20 protein-coding genes are annotated in these 19,511 nt (G+C 47.7%); 4 read left to right on the forward strand and 16 right to left on the reverse strand.

What is annotated here, in order from left to right:
* The first annotated feature begins 157 nt into the window (after window positions 1-157).
* Entirely contained in the window at window positions 158-544 is a 387-nt protein-coding gene (locus ACNA6I_RS05835; protein ID WP_048003622.1) for a sporulation protein, read from the forward strand.
* A 41-nt stretch (window positions 545-585) separates the two neighbouring features.
* Here ACNA6I_RS05835 and ACNA6I_RS05840 read toward each other — a convergent pair whose 3' ends face one another.
* The 5 genes from ACNA6I_RS05840 to ACNA6I_RS05860 all read right to left on the reverse strand — a co-directional run bounded on the left by ACNA6I_RS05840 (window position 586) and on the right by ACNA6I_RS05860 (window position 4,932).
* Entirely contained in the window at window positions 586-1,044 is a 459-nt protein-coding gene (locus ACNA6I_RS05840) for a GNAT family N-acetyltransferase (RefSeq protein WP_416313056.1), read from the reverse strand.
* A 22-nt stretch (window positions 1,045-1,066) separates the two neighbouring features.
* The gene (locus tag ACNA6I_RS05845; protein WP_251526566.1) at window positions 1,067-2,203 is read right to left on the reverse strand and encodes an ABC transporter permease; all 1,137 of its coding nucleotides are present in this window, start codon (window positions 2,201-2,203) and stop codon (window positions 1,067-1,069) included.
* A complete protein-coding gene (locus tag ACNA6I_RS05850) occupies window positions 2,166-2,900 on the reverse strand; it encodes an ABC transporter ATP-binding protein (protein WP_048012754.1) in 735 nt (244 codons plus the stop codon). Before ACNA6I_RS05850 ends, ACNA6I_RS05845 begins: the two co-directional genes overlap by 38 nt.
* Before the next feature lie 45 nt (window positions 2,901-2,945).
* Window positions 2,946-4,202 carry an MFS transporter gene (locus ACNA6I_RS05855; RefSeq protein ID WP_416313057.1) on the reverse strand — a complete coding sequence of 419 codons (1,257 nt, stop codon included), beginning with the start codon at window positions 4,200-4,202 and terminating at the stop codon, window positions 2,946-2,948.
* Window positions 4,203-4,317: 115 nt separating this feature from the next.
* Window positions 4,318-4,932: an ArsR/SmtB family transcription factor gene (locus ACNA6I_RS05860; protein ID WP_048003617.1), complete on the reverse strand. Its 615-nt coding sequence runs from the start codon at window positions 4,930-4,932 to the stop codon at window positions 4,318-4,320.
* A 362-nt stretch (window positions 4,933-5,294) separates the two neighbouring features.
* On the opposite strand from ACNA6I_RS05860, the gene guaC reads away from it, so the two are divergent.
* Window positions 5,295-6,278 carry a GMP reductase gene (gene guaC, locus ACNA6I_RS05865; protein WP_048003616.1) on the forward strand — a complete coding sequence of 328 codons (984 nt, stop codon included), beginning with the start codon at window positions 5,295-5,297 and terminating at the stop codon, window positions 6,276-6,278.
* 48 nt (window positions 6,279-6,326) lie between these two features.
* Here guaC and ACNA6I_RS05870 read toward each other — a convergent pair whose 3' ends face one another.
* From ACNA6I_RS05870 to ACNA6I_RS05920, 11 genes are all read right to left on the reverse strand, one after another.
* Window positions 6,327-7,040 (reverse strand): class I SAM-dependent methyltransferase, encoded by a 714-nt coding sequence (locus ACNA6I_RS05870; protein ID WP_048003615.1) that lies wholly within the window; start codon window positions 7,038-7,040, stop codon window positions 6,327-6,329.
* A gap of 275 nt (window positions 7,041-7,315) precedes the next feature.
* Window positions 7,316-8,092, reverse strand: coding sequence for a serine hydrolase (locus tag ACNA6I_RS05875; protein ID WP_063191519.1), 777 nt, complete (start codon window positions 8,090-8,092; stop codon window positions 7,316-7,318).
* A gap of 11 nt (window positions 8,093-8,103) precedes the next feature.
* The gene (locus ACNA6I_RS05880; RefSeq protein WP_048003613.1) at window positions 8,104-9,108 is read right to left on the reverse strand and encodes an ABC transporter ATP-binding protein; all 1,005 of its coding nucleotides are present in this window, start codon (window positions 9,106-9,108) and stop codon (window positions 8,104-8,106) included.
* A gap of 12 nt (window positions 9,109-9,120) precedes the next feature.
* Window positions 9,121-10,026, reverse strand: a complete 906-nt coding sequence (locus ACNA6I_RS05885; RefSeq protein ID WP_048014487.1) for a C40 family peptidase — start codon at window positions 10,024-10,026, stop codon at window positions 9,121-9,123.
* Window positions 10,004-11,122 carry a dipeptide epimerase gene (locus tag ACNA6I_RS05890; protein ID WP_063191518.1) on the reverse strand — a complete coding sequence of 373 codons (1,119 nt, stop codon included), beginning with the start codon at window positions 11,120-11,122 and terminating at the stop codon, window positions 10,004-10,006. The genes ACNA6I_RS05885 and ACNA6I_RS05890 overlap by 23 nt, the downstream gene beginning before the upstream one ends.
* Before the next feature lie 5 nt (window positions 11,123-11,127).
* Window positions 11,128-12,051 (reverse strand): S66 peptidase family protein, encoded by a 924-nt coding sequence (locus ACNA6I_RS05895; RefSeq protein WP_416313058.1) that lies wholly within the window; start codon window positions 12,049-12,051, stop codon window positions 11,128-11,130.
* A gap of 69 nt (window positions 12,052-12,120) precedes the next feature.
* Window positions 12,121-13,746 (reverse strand): peptide ABC transporter substrate-binding protein, encoded by a 1,626-nt coding sequence (locus ACNA6I_RS05900; protein ID WP_048003609.1) that lies wholly within the window; start codon window positions 13,744-13,746, stop codon window positions 12,121-12,123.
* Window positions 13,747-13,787: 41 nt separating this feature from the next.
* Complete coding sequence (locus tag ACNA6I_RS05905; RefSeq protein WP_048003608.1) at window positions 13,788-14,801, reverse strand: ABC transporter ATP-binding protein; 1,014 nt, start codon at window positions 14,799-14,801, stop codon at window positions 13,788-13,790.
* Window positions 14,802-14,807: 6 nt separating this feature from the next.
* Window positions 14,808-15,755: an ABC transporter permease gene (locus tag ACNA6I_RS05910; protein ID WP_048003607.1), complete on the reverse strand. Its 948-nt coding sequence runs from the start codon at window positions 15,753-15,755 to the stop codon at window positions 14,808-14,810.
* Window positions 15,755-16,687 (reverse strand): ABC transporter permease, encoded by a 933-nt coding sequence (locus ACNA6I_RS05915; RefSeq protein ID WP_048003606.1) that lies wholly within the window; start codon window positions 16,685-16,687, stop codon window positions 15,755-15,757. Before ACNA6I_RS05915 ends, ACNA6I_RS05910 begins: the two co-directional genes overlap by 1 nt.
* 14 nt (window positions 16,688-16,701) lie before the next feature.
* On the reverse strand, window positions 16,702-17,526 hold the full coding sequence (locus tag ACNA6I_RS05920) for a M55 family metallopeptidase (protein WP_416313059.1): 825 nt from the start codon (window positions 17,524-17,526) through the stop codon (window positions 16,702-16,704).
* 267 nt (window positions 17,527-17,793) lie between these two features.
* Here ACNA6I_RS05920 and ACNA6I_RS05925 point away from each other — a divergent pair, with 267 nt between their 5' ends.
* Together ACNA6I_RS05925 and ACNA6I_RS05930 are read left to right on the forward strand one after the other, a co-directional pair.
* The gene (locus tag ACNA6I_RS05925) at window positions 17,794-18,147 is read left to right on the forward strand and encodes a MerR family transcriptional regulator (protein WP_048003864.1); all 354 of its coding nucleotides are present in this window, start codon (window positions 17,794-17,796) and stop codon (window positions 18,145-18,147) included.
* A 51-nt stretch (window positions 18,148-18,198) separates the two neighbouring features.
* Entirely contained in the window at window positions 18,199-19,503 is a 1,305-nt protein-coding gene (locus tag ACNA6I_RS05930; protein ID WP_082139183.1) for a hemolysin family protein, read from the forward strand.
* Window positions 19,504-19,511 lie beyond the last annotated feature (8 nt).

Raw genomic sequence — 19,511 nt, forward strand, 5'->3', positions numbered from 1 at the left:
GAGTAGCTTATACGATGAGGTCGTCACTACGGAGCAGAGTCTCCCGGCTTCATCGGCAACCGTGTTGCTAGCGAGACCTTTACCGGAAGAATGTGGCTGATTGTGACTTCTCTTCTTGGTAAAGGTCTTTTATGTTCATAAAAAAAGGAGGAGCTATATGCTACTGCGAAAATATATGTCACTGAATGGTGTCGGTTCAGCAATGATCGATCTGATCCTTCCAAAAGATCACTACCAAAAAGGAGAAAAATTGCAAGGTAAATTCCTTATAAACGGTGGGATCGTCGATCAGCTCCTGACAAAAATCGAATGTCAGCTTGTCATGATCTATCAAAACGGTAAGAAAGAAGAAATCTTCGATACGAGTGTGGTGGCGATCACTCAAGCTCTCGAGACGAAAGAGAAGGACATGTATTCATTCGTCTATCAGATTCCGAATGATCTGCCGGCTGAACCTGCAGGAGCAAGGTTCCTGTTCAGGACAAAGCTCAAGTTTGAGGAAGGACAAGATAGCGTGGATGAGGATTACGTCACGATTCATTAGCAATAGAAAAGGCTCCTGAAAGGAGCCTTTAGAAAAACTTATTATAGCTGCTTAGACATGATGATATTGGTCGTCTCAAACCCTGTGACCGTATATAGTCCGATGGCTGTCTTATTATGACCGAAAACGTGCAGGGAAATTTTGTCCATACCCATTTCCCTGCTGAGCTCTTCGAGTGCCTGGAGTGTTTGTTTACCATATCCCATGGCCCGTTTGCTTTCAAGCATCTCAATATCAAAAATGTAATTTTCCTTTATCTCGTGATTGGCATGAAACCATAACATTCCAACATGTTCTCCCTCATCTATCACGGTGAACAGATAATGATCCGGTGTATCTTTTCCTTGTGGCAAAAGCTTTTGGAATTCGCTCTCAGACTGTTCAATCGCCGTCTCCTCCTTGAAGTTACCCGCTTTCACTTTCTCCCTTGCATAGGAAGCGACACTGTTTTTCCACCATGCAGTAAACTCTTTATCACTCATTCGCTTCAATACAACCATGTAGACTCCTCCTAGTTCTCATTTAAAAATAAACCGACCAGATTGTTGAACAGATCGTGATGGTTCCGGTCCATATAAGGACAGGTGTTCCGAGCCACTTACCGAACCTGTTGGCAGCAGCATACTCCGCCTCTTTATCGAAAGGAGCCACTTCGAAGAACCGATTGCTCGTGAGCTTCTTGAAAATGGTCTGGACCCAGAAGGTCATGAAGATGAGAATCCCTCCAAAAAGCAACCATTTCAGTAATAGTGGTAGGAAGAGGATTCCGGCAGAGGTGATGGAGATCATCTGTATATATGTCCGCAAGTAGGTTCCATTTCGCAAAAACGCCTTCAAACTTAGTTCAAGGATTCCGTTTTCAGCTGTCCTTTCCTTGAATATTCGTCTCGAATTCCTGAACAAAATGAACGGTCTGCCACGATTCCCTCCTTTTTCTTTTTCTATCTGAGAAGAAAGACTGTACACCAGATTCACATATTGATTCCTCTCCGATTGCTCGATCTCCACCTCGTTTTGAAAATCGGCTGTGCCTTTCACCCCTTTAAAAAAGTAAACCACTAAGATTATGAACAGGATCAATGATGCCATGGCTGCCAGCAGTGGTGAATCCCTTCCAGTTGTAATCAGAACAAAGGCTGCCAACATGAGAAGGATATAGATTCCCTTCTTCCACTTCCCCGCTATGTATTTCTTTATTAGCAGCACTGACCACTTCAACGAGAATAATAGAATAAAGATCACTGCTAGTGTGAAGGGGCGTTCATTGTATATGTTCAGGAATATAGGGAGAGCTAAAGCACCAGGCAAAACGAGTGACATCAAACTCTGTCCCATGGTGACCATGAAGCCCAGTCTTTTCATTGGCACAAAACGTTCCTTCTTCTCTATCAGGAACAATAGATCAGCCTCTAAGACATAAGTGCGTATATTTCCCCCGAGTGTCATGATGCCCAATATGGAAAGAAGGATCCATATCGGAATGCCGGTAGCCCAGTAGGATTCCGTTTCATTCCACCAGTCCCGATAGAAAAAAGGCACCATGATGGAAAATGGGATGACAAGGTAAAGGGCAATCGTCCAGTCGATGACCGAGCGGACCACCTTCCATTTTTGCATCCACTCATCCTTGAATCGGTGCCAAAAAATCGGCCAGGCCATCCTTCTCACCCTCCTCTGTCAATGCATCGAAACAGTCGAATAGTGTTCCATCAGGGAGTCCGCTCTTTCTCCGGATGTCCTCCAGGTCCCCCTCGACGATCATTTTCCCTTCAGCTACCAGCACAAAGCGGTCGCAGATCCGCTCGGCGGTGTCAAGGATATGGGTCGACATCAGGACGCCAGCTCCCCTTTCCCGCTCTTTTTCCAATAGACCGAGGAGTTTTTTTACGGCAGTCGGATCGAGCCCCATGAACGGCTCATCAATAATATACAGATCCGGTTCTTTCAGAAACGCCAGGATCAGCATCATTTTCTGCTGCATCCCTTTTGAGAACCGATCAGGATAATGGTGAAGGACGTGGGTCAATCGGAAGAAGCTGACCAGATTTGTCACTTTCTCTTCGAAGGCTGCGTGCTCCCCTCCCATGGTCGTGTACAGAAAGTCAATATGTTCCCGCATCGTCATCCGCTCGTAAAAAATCGGACGTTCCGGTATATAAGCATAGGGAGAAATCTCGACCGTTCCCTTCACATGCTTCATAAGACCAAGGATGGTTTTGATTGTTGTGCTTTTCCCCGCGCCGTTGGGCCCGATCAGACCGACAAGCTCACCCTTCCCGACCTTAAATGAAATGTCTTGCAGAATCAGGTCATCCCAGCCGTACCCTGCTTCTTGAATGGTTGTGTTCAATATCATATTCATGCCTCCATTGACTGACTACCCCTTCTTATTCTACCATTATCATCCAATGTTTGTGGAGTGAGAATTTTCAGGTAAATGGAGATCCTCAGCAGACAACTCATGTGAACGTGGAAGCCTGCGGAGCTTCGAGACACTTAACCAGAATATCGAAATGAAGACGATGGCGCCTGCTGCCGAAATAAAGATGGTCCCGCTCCCCCAACGATTGGCCATACTTCCGCCCAGCAGTGATCCAAGGGGCATCGCCATGGCACTCATGGACGCAACCACGGAAAAGACCCTTCCCATCAGATGCGATGGCATGATGGACTGGATGGCTGCCCCCGTTATGATATTCGTTGCTCCGATAGGAAGCCAGGCTATGCCAAATAATACAACCCCCATTATGGAAACACCCGAGAGACCTGACAGGATCCAGCTGCCCCCGCCTATGAAAAACAATGTAATGGTTAACAAACCCAGCGGGAATCTGGTAAGAATAGGAGCAAGTGCTGCACCTGACAGAAGACCGAGTGAAATGGCTCCAAGGTACCACCCGTACCAGGATGCCCCTGCCGATTCACCAGTGTATACGGGCAGGATGGCATACGTAGCACCGATAGCACCATTTGCAACAACGGAAGCGACCAGAAAGATGGCCAAATACGAGCGAAAAACGATCATCACCCCTTCTGCCAACTCTTTCTTATACTGAAGAGTCGATTCCTTCAACGTCCTTTTCGTGGTACTTTTTTTCTCCGGCAAGCGAAGGGCGCTGTATACTAATGCGGCTGCTAAGAACACGGCAGAATCCATCATGAAGAGGGTTATGGCACCGATCAATGGGAGTAGGATTCCTGTAAGGGCATTGAAGATCATGTCGACTCCCTGATAGGCGAACGTAAACAGAGCGTTCCCTTTTACAAGCTGTTCTTTTTTGATGATCCGTGGCAAGGCGGCTGTTTGGGCGGGATACGTAAACTGATTCATCATGGATACTACCGGCATGATCGTCAAGATCACGGCCACATTCAAATAGCCTATGAAATGGGCAACCGGAATCATCAGGATCAATCCTGCCTGAAGCAGCTGTACGATGGTCAGCAGCTTCTTTGTACTGAAACGATCGACCAGTGGACCAATCAAGAACTGCAGCACCGTCGGCAGCATGGTGAGGAAACCGGCCAACCCCGTATAAAAGGCACTCCCTCCCAGTTCGTACACAAGCCACATGGCGGCTACATAGTAGATGCTGTCCCCCATATTCGATAGGATCCTGCCTGTAAACATGAAGCTGAAGTTTCGATTTCTCAACATATGCTCTTTCATCTCATTCACCATCTCCTGACTGTAAGTTTTTTTTGACCGTCAAAGTAAAAAAAATATACTCAGTTAAAATTATTTTACCGTTGTGCCAAAAGAAAAGACCTTCTCACTGGTCTTTGTCTTTTACTCTTTCAAAAACAGGCTCTTCTACCCGGAAACCGTAGTTGGATACAAAATATCTCTTTTTGCTCGACGCCTCTTCTGCTTCCGCGCGGCGATCAAGTTCTTCCATCAGTTTGAATTGTTCCTTGATGTACCACTTGAAGGTATCTTCCGAAGCTTGTATTTCCCAGGATGACGCCATCATATTCCACTCAGAAGGATCTTCACTCGAATCAACATCTTCAAGTGCTTCAGATGGTGCAGATAATAGCTTCGATGTCGTCTGTTCCATCATTTCAAGCATGAGATATTGTTTCATATCGCTGATTTCCTTCGTGTGTGGGAAAAGACTTGAATGGGGATAGAATCCTGTTGCCACAGACTGATAGAACTTTTGAATGATGCCATTTTTCTCTTCGGTTCTCACGATTTCTGCCAGACCAAGTTTTTCAAGCTCTTTCAGGTGATAATGAATCCGCGCACGTGAAAGCTCGAAGATTTCGGACAGCTGCTGACCCGTATACGGCCGTTCAATCAGTTTGAACATCAGCCTGACCCGAAACGGATCGCTGAGCGCTTTAAGCTGATCAAGGTCTTTGATGATATAGATTCCTGCCATACTGTACACCTCTTTTTACTCGGTAAAAATAATTTAACGGTTATTCTTACTCTAATCCATTAGCGATCGATTTGCAATGGGAGAATGAAAATCGATTGAACATTCTTTCATCTGGATATAATGGTGGATAAACGAAAGAAGGTGTCCTGATGGTCCACGAATGTTCTTGCCCAAACTGTCTTTGTGAAACAAAAAAAGAATGCGACTGCCCCTGCTGCTGCGAAAAATAGTAATCGATTATAATCACGTCATCTTAAATTGATAAAAAACTTTGACAACGGTCAAGAAATCATGTACATTACCAATGGACGAACATTTCAATTTCGTCCGACGATAATTATTCGTGTTTAGGAGTGTTCATGATGGAAAACGTGTTCGACTATGAAGATATTCAATTGATTCCAGCCAAATGCATTGTTAACAGCCGTTCAGAATGTGATACAGCCATCACATTGGGTGGACATACATTTAAACTTCCTGTGGTTCCTGCCAATATGCAGACCATCATCGATGAGAAGATTGCTATGTACCTTGCAGAACATAACTATTTCTATATTATGCACCGTTTCGAACCTGGGAAAAGAATCAGCTTCATCGAGGACATGCACGCTCGCGGACTGATTGCTTCCATCAGCGTGGGCGTGAAGGAAGAAGAATATAGTTTTGTGGAGGAACTGGCCTCTAAAGGGTTGGTACCTGAATACATCACAATCGATATTGCACATGGCCATTCAAATGCCGTGATCAGCATGATCCAACATATTAAAAAACTCCTGCCTGAAAGTTTTGTTATTGCGGGGAATGTTGGAACACCTGAGGCGGTACGTGAACTTGAACACGCTGGAGCCGATGCGACCAAAGTGGGGATCGGTCCGGGAAAAGTCTGCATCACGAAAATCAAAACCGGCTTTGGCACCGGTGGCTGGCAGCTGGCAGCTTTAAGATGGTGTGCAAAAGCGGCAACAAAGCCCATCATCGCTGACGGAGGGATCCGTACGCACGGTGACATCGCCAAAAGCATCCGATTCGGTGCCAGCATGGTCATGATCGGATCGTTATTCGCGGGGCATGAAGAATCTCCTGGCGAAACGACCGAAATTGATGGGAAGCGCGTCAAAGAGTATTTCGGTTCTGCCTCTGAATTCCAAAAAGGCGAAAAGAAAAACGTCGAAGGGAAGAAAATGTTCGTAGAGCATAAAGGATCCCTGCAAGACACCCTGACCGAAATGGAACAGGATCTTCAGTCCTCGATTTCCTACGCAGGCGGAACGAAGCTCGATGCCATTCGGACCGTTGATTATGTGGTCGTGAAAAACTCGATCTTCAATGGAGATAAAGTATATTGATAGACTAAAAGAGTTGGGCCCTGTGCGCCCAACTCTTTTACTTTTTGTTCAGAACCGGTGCAGATCATGCTTGAATAATGCTGCCCATAGGCCTTCGGATTCAAATACATCCGGATCGCCGGTCCCGACCATTTTCCGTATCTCCACAGGGGTGAAGCACTCAAAGATCCGAATGAGCTTTTCCTCCGTATATCCCATCCCGCCATGGAGGGAACCTGTTCGGTAAATCTCCCAATCCGTGAGGGTGGCACCCCCGTACTCACCGTCTTCACAAAAACATGCAAGGCCGTAATATCCATCTTGCTTCAGCGCCCTCATGATCACTTCTCTGTACCGGGGTCTTCTGTGTGGAGCAATATGATGAAAACATCCCGAGTCATACACAAAATCATAGGCATCCTTTTCAATTTCATGCTCGAGGAGGTCTGCCTGGAAGAAGCGGATGGATGCACCCGCTTCCTCTGCTCGCTCCCCTGCCCACGCAAGGGAAGTCGATGAAAGGTCCATTGCATCGACCTCCCATCCGTTACTGGCCAGATAGATTGCGTTTCTGCCGGCACCACATCCAATATCCAGCGCCCTGCCCGTTCTCAATTGTCCACTTTTCACATACGACACAAGGTTCTCATCCGGTCTGTTTGTGAAAATAGGGATTTTTCGTTCACGATTCTCATAGAATCCTTCCCAAAAAGGTTTCGGATCCCTTAGCCATGAATCCAACATCTTCATCACATCGTTTTCATCTACAATCCATTCTTTCATCGTATCCCCCCTCCTATAATTGTACAGGATGGAAAGGATAGGCATGTTACAGAAGCATGAAACACTGATGTTTTTCATAGAGAAAGGCTTTGAACCTGAACCATATAAATCGTCCCTAAGCCCCTCTTCATCACCTTGATAGGTCAAAAGATAGGCTATGGATACATGGTGGCCGCAAGCCTTCCCACCTCTTGGAGGGCTTTCTGGGCCTTCCTGTAAGACGACCCGCTGCCTAGCTGAACATTTATATGACAATTATGACAAACAGATGACAGCTAGAAAGAGTGTACATAATCACCTATAAGCTTTCCCATTGTCCGAATCACCCTCCTGCCCTCCTCTGGAGCCGGCAACTCATAAGTCAGAACTGCTACATAAGCATACTTACCTGAAGCCGACTCAATGATAGCACAATCATGTTCGACGCCGGGTAGCTCCCCGGTCTTATTGAAGACCTTTACATCATCCCCGAGCAAGGCAGGAAGCTTATCACGGAATTGCTGGCGTGAGAGCATCGTAAGCATCTTCTTCCTTGAAGCCTCTTCAAAGGGGCCTTCGTTGATGAGTGTAAGACAGCTGACCACGTCCTCAGATGACGTCCAATTGTCTTTTCCCATTTCCAATGATGGGAAGTCCATCATCTTACGGTTCAAGAATGTTCCCTTTAAATTCCAGTCAAGACAGAACCTATTGATAGAATCCATTCCAATCAGCTCGATCAGCCGATTGGTGGCTGTATTGTCTGAGACAGTGATCATCAGCGTTAACAAATCTTCAATGGACAGCGTCAGACCATCGTGCAATCCATTCAAGACCCCTGCACCTTCCACATGATCTTCATGACGCAGTACAATCATGGCATCAGCCCGTAGCCTGCCTGTCTGAATCTGTTCATATGCAGCCATCAAGATCGGAAGCTTGATCAGGCTGGCTGATGATATACGTCGGTCCTCCTCCCACGAAAGAGATTCATCATCCAAGAGGACCGAGAAGCTCACTTTCCCGGAACATTCCTGTACGATCCCCATCATTTCCTCTCTCAAGTATTCCATGCCTGACGCCTTCATTTGGTTACGGCGACTTCGTCATGATCTTTGACTATGGTTTCATCGTAAAGGTGACACGCCACATAATGGCTGGATTCGACTTCCTTCCAAGCTGGTTTTTTCTCGGCACATACGTCCATCGCGTGCGGGCATCGCGTTCTGAATACACATCCACTGGGGGGATTAATGGGGCTTGGGATCTCCCCCTTCAGGATGATCCGTTCCCTCCGGTCTTCCACGTCGGGGTCCGGAATCGGGATGGCGGATAATAACGCCTGTGTATATGGGTGCAACGGCTTTTTGTACAGTTCCTTACTTTCAGTCAGCTCGACGATCGATCCTAGATACATGACGCCGATCCGATTGCTGATATGCTTCACCATGGATAAATCATGGGCAATGAAAAGGAAGGTAATGCCTTTTTGTTTTTGTAGTTTCCTTAAAAGGTTGACGATTTGGGCTTGTACGGACACATCAAGGGCCGAAATCGGTTCATCTGCGATAATGAACTCGGGATCGAGGGCAAGTGCACGCGCAATCCCGATCCGCTGACGCTGTCCACCGCTGAATTCATGCGGATACCGATTAGCATGATCCCGGTTCAGACCGACGTCTTCAAGCAATTGGTACACCTTTTCCAACTGTTCCTTCTTATCTTTATATAGCTTGTGGGACTCCATAGGTTCAGAAATGATTTCTTTCACGGTGGATCTCGGATTGAGGGAGGCGTATGGATCCTGGAAGATCATCTGGATCTTACGGTGAAACGCATGCTGTTCCTTCGAGCTCAATGCATGCAGATTGCGACCCGCATATTCCACTTCCCCATCCGTACATTCATAAAGCCCGATGATCGTACGTCCTGTCGTCGATTTCCCGCAGCCGGACTCCCCAACGAGCCCGAATGTTTCGCCCCGGTATATATCGAAGGAGATGTCGTCTACCGCTTTGAGCAATTTCCCCTTTTCCAATCGAAAATGTTTTTTCAGCCGTTTTACTTGAAGTAGCTTCTCATTGGTCATCCATACCGCCTCCTAGTCTTTCCAATAGCGCCTTGCTTCACATAGTTCTTCCTCATAGTAAGTTCCCTTCAGTGAAAGAATCTCGATTGTCCTTCCGGTTTTCGGAGAATGGATCATAGCGCCATTGCCGTGATAGATTCCCACGTGATGAACCGCACCCTTTCCCTGCTCATATGCAAAGAACAATAGGTCCCCAGGTTTCAATGCATCCAATGACACCTTCTCACCGTGGATTGCCTGGTCGTTTGCATCCCTCGGGATGATCACACCGTTAGCACGGCACATATTGTAAGAAAAGCCTGAGCAATCATACCCAAATGCGCTCATACCTCCCCAAAGATAGGGAAGATCCAGGAATTGTTCTCCTTCCTTCACAATTGCCGCGCCATCTCCCTGAACATCAGGTACAGTTCGTGAAGAGATAACGATATCGTCCACTTGGAGGGTACCAAGGCCTTTCGGTGTCTGCACCCGAACGACTTCTTCCGCTTGATCGATTACCGGAAGGGCAGTCAGATAACTTAGTTTCATCCTGCCATTTTCATACTCCAGCTCAGTGAAAGGGACATTGACGATGGCATACCCGTCCTTCGGTTCCTTTCGTTCATCCCTGCTCAGCTGACAGCTCGGAATCCATCCTGGATATCCGTCTGCACATTTGGATGAAGGCTGCTCCGCCACGACCACTTCTGACCAGCTCCCATCCCTTCTCACCACGATTACTTCGGTTCCGAATAAGAGCTGTGATTGGATAAGATTATGGTCGCACAACTCAAGTAGCGATTCATAGTCCTGCGGGGCAATCCACTTCTCCATGTCCACAGGGTCAGACAAGATTTCTTCGTCACGTTTTCTAGGGGACTGAGGTGTCGTCCATAAGGTGGCTACGGCCACATTAACTACTGACCTTTCCTTCATTGGTTACCCTCCCTTTCTCCAAGTGTATGTGTTTGATCCCCAATCCGGGATTTTCAGGAAGTTTGATCTGTTTGCCTTCATAGATCGCCCCGCCTTCAAGGAAGTCGTGCGCAAGCATAAGGGGGGCGTCAAAGTCGTATCGGGTTATATTTCGGCTGCTGGCTGCAAAGTGAGCTGCCGCGGTGATCCCCAATCGGGACTCGATCATGCTCCCCACCATGCATTCCATCCCCGCTGCTTCTGCAAGGACGTTGATCTTGATCGCCTGATGGATGCCGCCGGCTTTCATCAGTTTGATGTTGATGAGATCTGCACAACGGTGCTTTACCACCTCCAGTGCTTGAAACGGACTGAACACACTTTCATCGGCCATGATCGGTGTATCGACATGGTCCGTTACCCATTTGAGTCCGTTCAGGTCATGAGCGGGGACAGGCTGCTCGATCAGTTCGATTCCAAGACCAGAGTCTTCCATTTTTTTGATGGCACGCACCGCCTCTTTTGCCCCCCATCCTTGATTGGCATCCAAGCGGATCTGTATATCCGTCCCTGCAGCTTCCCGAATCGCTCGGATGCGGCGGATGTCCTTTTCTATGTCGTCCTTTCCGACCTTAACTTTTAAAACGTCAAAACCTTCTCGTATGTATTGCCGTGCATCATCGGCCATTTCCGAAGGCTCATTGACACTAACGGTAAAATCCGTTTCCAATCGATCCTTGTATCCTCCCAGAAATTGATAGAGCGGGAGTCCACTCCGTTGGGATAACAAATCATAGATGGCCATATCAACGGCAGCCTTTGCACTCCCATTGCCGATCATGCATGTTCGGATGCGATAGAATAGCTCCTCATGATTCAATAGTTCGGTTTTTATCAAGGCTGGTTTGAGGTGATGGTGGATCGCCCCCTCTATACTTTGAAGGGTCTCCCCTGTTATGACAGCAGTGGGCGGTGCCTCTCCCCACCCGATCCGTCCGTCTTCACAGGTGATTTTCACAAGTACCGCTTCAGCGGCGGTCACGGTCCTCAGAGCGGTTTTGAAAGGCTTGATCAGAGGGACAAATGTCTGAAATGTTTCGATGTTCTGTATGATCATCTTCCTTACTCCTTTCGAAGGCCGGATTCGATTTTCAGGGAAAGGTCCGCCGTGTCCATGAAGCCCCGTGCTCCGAATGGAATGGCAAAGCTCGGTGAGGAATGACCGATCATGAATCCCTTCAGGGTTGGTTTACCAGCGGGGATGATATGATGCCTGATCACTTCGTCCAAGCTAAGGGACCGATCCCGTTTGACCGGTTCGCAATTTTTGAAATCTCCGATGATGATGCCGGATGCATCGGATAATTTCCCCGCCATCTTCAATTGATTGAGCATCCGATCCACCTTATAAGGTTCTTCATCGATCTCTTCTATAAAAAAGAGTTTCGCTTTTGTATCGATTTCGTGTGGTGTCCCCAAGGAATTGACCAGAAGTGTCAAGTTCCCCCCTACAACGTCCCCGTCTGCTTTGCCTTCTACCAACGCTTCGATGGTTGATAGGGATCCAGGATAAATGACATCCTCTGTGTCAAAGAGCTGATCAAAGGATTTCTTTGTCCAATCCGGTACAGAATCCAGGCCGATATCCGAGCTTAGCATGGGTCCATGGAAGGTTACGAGACCAGTCTGCTGGAAAATCGCCGTATGTAAAAAAGTGATATCACTATAGCCCCAAAAGATCTTCGGATTGCTGCGGATCAGGTCGAAGTCAAGATCTGAAACAATCCTTCCTGTTCCCACTCCACCGCATGCACAAATGATTCCTTTTATTTCGGGGTCTCTGAACATGTCATGCAAATCCGCCAGTCGTTCTTCATCCTTCCCGGCAAGGTACCCATTTTTTTCATAGAGATGCCTTCCGATCACAGGTTCTAGTCCAAGCTCTTTCAGAAACGGCAATGCCTTTTTAAAGTTTTCGACGTTTGGAGGGCTGGCCGGTGCAATCACACCCACCTTATCTCCCTTTTGTATAGGTGAAGCTTTCATAGGTAGCACATCCTTTTAGTAGAAAAAGAGGGAGGGACAATGAGTCCTCCATTGTCCTCCCCGCTCCTTTTATTTTTTATCCGCCCACTTGAGCTCCATATAGCCCACTGGATGACGGACGATACCTGACACATCTTCATTCTGCATATATACGTAGTTGTAGAAATGGACCGGGATGATTGGCATGTCGTCCATGAGGATTTTCTCGGCTTCATACATCATGTCGAAACGCTTCTGTTCATCGGCTTCGTTCAAAGCTGATTGAATCAATTCGTCATACTTCTTATTGCTCCAGGCGGTCCTGTTCATGGAATGACCGGTCTGGAAGTTTTCAAGGAAGTTGATCGGATCTGCATAATCAGCCAGGAAGGAGCTTCTGGAAAGCTGGAATTTACCGGCTTTTTGTTCATCTTGGAACACGTTCCATTCCATATTGGCAAGCTTCACATCCACTCCGAGATTGTCCTTGAACATTTGCTGCATGGCTTCGGCAATCTTCTGGTGGGTGTCACTCGTACTGTACGTCAAGGTGACGGCAGGAAGCTTTTCATAGCCTTCTTCCTTCATCCCTTTTTCCAGAAGGCTCTTGGCTTCCTCTACATCGGTCCGGGTAAGGTCCCCGCTTGTTTTTCGGAAATCGTTTCCGTCGGCATCATTGAATCCGCTGGCGACAAAACCATAGGCGGCTTCTTCTTTGTTCTTGGTTACATAGTCGACCATCTGCTTTTGATCCACTGCCATGGAGAATGCTTTCCGGATATTTTTATTCTGGAACGGCTCCTGATCTAGATTGAAACGGTAGAAATATGTGCCTGCCTGATCTTCCACGTTCACTTTTCCATCTTTGAACAGTTCCTCGCTCAGGTCTGCCGGCACGTCTGCTGTATCAAGCTCTCCTGTTTTGAAAAGTTGATAATCGGTGTTGGAGTCATTGACCATGGCCCAGTGGACCTCATCAAGCTTTACATTTTCTTTATCCCAATATTGATCATTCTTCTCCATCACGAAATGGCTGTCGTGCTCCCATTCCTTCAATTTAAACGGTCCATTGGCCACGAAACTGTCTGCTTCGGCAAACCACTGGGGATTGTCGGTGGCGACTTTTTCATTGATCGGGAAGAATGCCGGGTTTGCAATGACGCTCAAGAAGTAGGCCTGAGGGCTCTTCAATGTCACTTCAAACGTTTTTTCATCCACCGCTTTCACTTTTACGTCATCTGCACTGCCCTTCCCGGTATTATATGCTTCACCGCCCTCGATAAAGTACCCGAGGAAGGATGCCGGTGATCCGGTTTCAGGATCAAGCAGACGCTTCCAGGCAAATACAAAATCATTTGCCGTTACAACGTCCCCATTGGACCACTTGGCATTTTCCCGCAGGTGGAAGGTATAAACTTTCCCATCTTCCGATACATCCCACTTTTCTGCCATGGCCCCTTCCGGCTCATGCTTGTCGCTGAGTCTCGTCAAACCTTCCATAAGGTTGTTCAGTGCCGTCCATGAATAGGAGTCGAATCCGATCGGCGGATCAAAGGACGTCGGCTCTGCTCCGTTGTTCAAGTAAAGAACCTTTTCCCCTTTTCCGTCCTTCGGATCTTTTCCTCCCGAACTGCTTCCTGCGTCTTCATTCGCCGTACAAGCAGCCAGCATGACAAGGATGATCCCGAAAATAAGCAGCTTGCTCCATTTCTTCATCTGATTTCCCCCTTATTGTTTTTATCTATCAATCTGTGAATCTAACGGATTGTTACATTCACAGCTGAAAGCATTGCTTGTTTGGCCCGATCATCCTGCAGCCAGCAATCCACGTGATGATCTTCCGAAAGGCTGGTCTTTTGAGGATGGATCCTGTCGCACACCTCCATGGCCATATCGCATCGTGCAGCGAATGGACAGCCCGCAGGCGGGGCAAATAAATCCGGGGGTGAGCCGGGTATCGGAATCAAATCCTCCCCTACGAGATCGAGCCTGGGTACTGAATGGAGGAGGCCCTTTGTATAGGGATGCTGAGGGGTATAGAATATTTCCCTGCGGGTCCCCTCCTCCACGATCTTACCTGCATACATGACCGCGATCCGATCTGCCACTTGGGCAACAACCCCGAGGTCATGCGTGATCAAGATGATGGACACACCCGTCTTGTCCTGGATCTCCTTGAAAAGCTCCAGAATCTGAGCCTGTATTGTTACATCAAGGGCGGTGGTCGGTTCATCCGCAATCAGCACATCAGGCTGACAGACAAGGGCCATGGCGATGACGATCCTCTGCCTCATTCCACCCGAGAACTGATGGGGATATTGCTTAAGGCGCTCTTCGGGGTTCGGGATGCCCACCAGCTCCAGCATTTTCCGCGCCCGCACTCCCGCTTCCTTCCGTGTAACGTCCTCATGCTGCAGGATCCCCTCTTTGATCTGCTCTCCGATGGTCAGCGTCGGATTCAATGCGGTCATCGGATCCTGAAAGATCATGGAAATATCCTTACCGCGTATTCGACGCATCTGGGCCTCCGAGCATCTCAAAAGATCTTTTCCTTTATACAAAATGGATCCACTCCGTATCCTCCCCGGTGGATTGGGAATGAGCCTCATGATGGTTTGAGATGTCACGCTTTTCCCGCAGCCTGATTCCCCCACGATTGCCAAGGTCTCCCCCTGCTTTACCTGGAAACTCACGCCGCGTACAGCTTGAACTTCGCCTCCATAGGTTGAAAACGATACATGAAGGTCCTTCACTGTTAGAACTTCTTCCATGATGTTTTACCTCCTTAATTTCGGATCCAGCGCATCTTGCAACCCGTCACCCAGGACATTGAAAGAAAACATGGTGAGGGAGATGAAGAGCGCCGGGAAGAATAACCTCCACCAATGACCGGAAAGGATCGTAGACAGCCCGTCATTGGCCATGACGCCCCAGCTCGCGTAGGGAGCCTGAATACCCAATCCGAGAAAGCTCAGGAATGCTTCTGCAAAAATGGCACTCGGGACGGTGAGGGTCATTTGGACAATGATCGGTCCCATCGTATTCGGGAGAAGATTCTTCCGGATGATTTTCCCGGTTTTCGTTCCAAAGGTTTTCGAAGCAAGGACGAATTCATAATTTTTGATTTGTAGCACCTGTCCCCGTACGATCCTCGCCATCCCGATCCATCCCGTCACGGTCAGAGCGACGATGATGGTCAACAATCCCGGTCCCATGACAACCATGAGAAGAATCACGACGAGAAGGTAAGGAAGACCGTAAAGAATCTCGATGATCCTCATCATCACATTATCCGTCTTGCCCCCCTTATAGCCCGATATCCCGCCATAAAGGATCCCGATGACAAAATCTATGAGAGCTGCCATGAAGCCGACGAACAGGGAGATACGAGCTCCGTACCAAGTTCTGGTGAAAACATCCCTCCCCATATCATCCGTTCCGAACCAGTGACCTGCTGAAGGGGGGAGATTCTGATCGGCCAGAATCTGTTTCGTGACATCGTGTGGAGAAATGATCGGTCCAAAGATGGCCAAGACAATCAGTCCGATCAGGAAGGATAATCCGAGCATGGCAAGCTTATTCTTTACCAGACGCTTCCACGCATCCTTCCAGTAGGAAAGGCTCGGCCTGACGACAGCCTCCCGTTCATTTTTATTCTTATCCAAGGGAGCAAACCATTCGTCAGGAACAGCGGTTACTTCTTCTTCTCGTTTGGGGATCGCCATCATCTGGCCTCCTTCTTATGTAGTTTGATCCGCGGATCGAGCAGTCCATATGCCACATCCACCAAGAACAGCATGACAATCAAGAAGGCGCTGTAGAAGACGGTCGTCCCCATGATGACCGGGTAATCACGCTGATTGATGCTCTCGACGAAATATTTCCCCATGCCAGGTATGGCAAAAATCTGTTCGATGACGAACGTACCCGTCAAAATCCCGGCTGCCAGCGTTCCAAGGATGGTCACAACGGGCAGGAGGGCATTCCGGAGGGCATGCTTGAACACGATTTTCCATGGTGAGAGTCCTTTGGCACGTGCTGTCCGGATATAATCCTGCGTAAGGACTTCGAGCATGCTCGATCGAGTCAGTCTCGCTATGATGGCCATTGGTCCGGTGGCGAGCGCCAAGGTAGGCAGAATCATATGCCTCCAGCTCTGCCAGGTAGCCACCGGAAGGAGCTCCCAGTTTACAGCGATTTGCTGGATCAGCATGGTGGCCATCACGAAATTTGGGATCGAAATCCCGAGTACAGCGAATGTCATGGCGACATAATCAATGAATCCGTTATGTCGGAGAGCTGCGACAATTCCGAGGATGATCCCGGAAATGACGGCAATGATCAACGTGATCATCCCAAGTTCGAACGAGATCGGGAAGCCCCTGCTCAGTAAATCATTGACCGTCTGGGACGGCTTGGTGATGGATGGACCAAAATCCAGCGTCATGAGCGATTTCAGATACAGACCGTACTGGACCATCAGTGGCTCGTCGAGGTGATAATGGGCTTCAAGATTTTTTTGGACGGCCTCGCTCGTATTGCGTTCTTCGTTAAATGGTGATCCAGGTATGGCGTGCATGAGGAAAAACGTCAAGGTGATGATCAGCCACAGGGTGATCACCATGGAAACCAATCGCTTCAATAAATATGTACTCATCAGCTTCACACTTTCTAACAGAATGTAGTTTTCATTGCGAGTTCGGTCATGACGATCATCGCCCTGTATGCTTCAAGGATATCCCTCGCATCGAAACGGACCGTCGTCGAATCCGGCTCCAACATCGTCCCCGGCATGGTGCTGGCCCATTCTGCCTGTCCGTAATTAGCGAATTCGATGCGAAGGACCGGATTTTCCGGGGGAACCAGGGGTTCTACCTTTAAACGGTTGGAAAGGGCCGACGCAGTTTGACGGGCAAGAAGGTTCGACGCCTTTTTCGGTGTAAGGCTTTTGGCGACCGACCTGGTAACCGCTTCTTTCACGATCGCCGTCGTCACATTAGGAATGAGCTCGTTTGCTTCAATCGCAGCCTGGTCATCACCTGATACCAGGAGGACCGGGACGCCATAATATCCCGCCACCAGAGCGTTGAATCCCATTTCCCCTATGGCCATATCATTGATGAACATATTCCTCACTCCGAAAGTCATGGAGTGGGACAGGACGCCCTTTTTCGATGCGCGTGCATGATAGCCAATAAAAAAAGCACCCGAGAATGACTCGTCCAACCCCTGTACCATGGAAAACGGCTTTGCTCCGCCGGTGATCAGGGTTGTGTCGGGATGCAGCATTTCAATCATCAGATTATTCATTTGTGAATGGCTGTCATTGACGACGATGTCATGACATCCTGCTTCAAAAGCAGCAGTGATGACGCCGTTGGCTTCATCCGTCATGATCTTTCTTCCGCGTTCATAATTGTGCATCCTGGAATCGACATGGGTGTGATCCACTAGTCCCGAAATCCCCTCCATATCAACGGAAATATAAATCTTCATTGTGCTTCCTCCCTTCATAGGAAAATATTATTAAATTTTCTTAATATTATAATAATTAAAAAGGGAAGTGACAAGGTATTTCGTGAAAAAAAGGAATAAACTCCTAAAAATAGAGGTCGTCCCCACCTCCTTTTCACCTATGGACAGAGCATTACCATCTAAAAAGTAAAAAGGATTTTCTTTTTTAAGCATTTACATTAAAATAGAGACTATCACGTGACGGTTAGGAGGAAATCGTTTGGGACAGAGAAACTAAAAATTGGTGAGTTGGCCGAGTTGGCGAATGTAACAAAACGTACGATCGATCATTATACAAATATCGGGATCCTAAAAGTCGAACGTTCTCCTTCTAATTATCGCTATTATGATATTTCTTGTGTAAACATCATAAGAGAAGTCAATGATATGAAATCAAGCGGCATGTCTTTGGACATGATAAGGAAGAAAATGATTGAAAAAGATACCGAAGAAATCGACGTGCGGGCACTCAGATGGAAACTGAAAGACCTGAACACAGAAGTGACGGAGATTCTGAATCATAAAGAACTTCCGCAGGCAAAAAAAGATCTTTCAAAGGAAAGTCATACGCTGATCCAATCCCTCCTTCTGTTGTTAAACTAAATTTTTTATCGGGAGGTGAACGTCTTACACCTGTAAGACGATTCATTGGACATTGATTCATTATTATTAATTAAGTTAGCAGCAATTATCGTACTCATCGCCTTGACGGCCTTTTTCGTTGCAACGGAATTTGCAATTGTCAAGGTGCGTACTTCCAAGATCGACCAGCTGATCGCTGAAGGAAAGAAAGGTGCGGTCTCGGCTAAGAAGGTCGTTACACATCTTGATGAGTACCTGTCAGCATGTCAGCTTGGTATCACGGTGACGGCACTCGGCCTCGGTTGGCTTGGGGAACCTACGGTGGAAACCCTGTTACATCCGTTATTCGAGTACTTTCACTTGAACGCATCCCTTACTCACATCCTATCGTTCGGAATTGCTTTTGCACTTGTGACGTTCCTTCATGTGGTGGTTGGGGAACTCGCTCCAAAGACGATGGCGATTCAAAAAGCGGAAACCATTACAATGCTTTTCGCATCTCCGATTATCTGGTTTTACCGCATTATGTTCCCGTTCATTTGGTTCCTGAACGGATCAGCGCGATTCTTCGTCGGCCTTTTCGGCCTGAAGCCTGCGTCGGAGCATGAGCTGGCCCACTCGGAGGAAGAGCTTCGCATTCTTCTTTCTGAAAGCTATGAGAGCGGCGAGATCAACCAGTCCGAGCTAAAGTATGTGAATAACATCTTCGAATTTGATGAAAGACTTGCGAAGGAAATCATGGTCCCCCGTACAGAGATCATCTCCATTTCAAAGGATGCGACCATGGATGAAGTGATGGATGTCATTACGACCGAACACTATACCCGCTATCCTGTAGTCGACGGGGATAAAGATAATGTCCTCGGTTTTGTGAACGTAAAGGAGCTTCTGACCGCGTCCATCCAATCGGCTGACGGAATTGACAGCCTCGAGCCCTATGTGAATCCATTGATTCGCGTCATCGAAACCATACCGATCCATGATCTTCTCGTGAAGATGCAGAAAGAACGCGTCCACATCGCCATCCTCCTTGATGAGTACGGCGGGACGTCCGGTATGGTAACTGTTGAAGACATCATTGAAGAAATCGTAGGAGAAATCAGGGACGAATTTGATGACGATGAAGTACCGGAAATCAGGAAAGTAAAAGAAAATCACTACATCCTGGATGCCAAACTTCTAATTCAGGACGTGAATAACCTCCTTGGTACCGACCTCAGTGATGAGGAAGTGGACACCATCGGAGGATGGTTCCTTTCTGAAAACATCGATTCCAATGCAAGCAAGGAAATCGTCACTGAAGAAGGCTTCACCTTCAGGATCCATGATAATGACGGGCATCAGATACATTACCTTGAGGTTGAAAAAACAGTATAAAAAAGAAG

This window comes from Rossellomorea sp. FS2 (assembly GCF_047915635.1).
Lineage (GTDB): Bacteria > Bacillota > Bacilli > Bacillales > Bacillaceae_B > Rossellomorea > Rossellomorea marisflavi_A.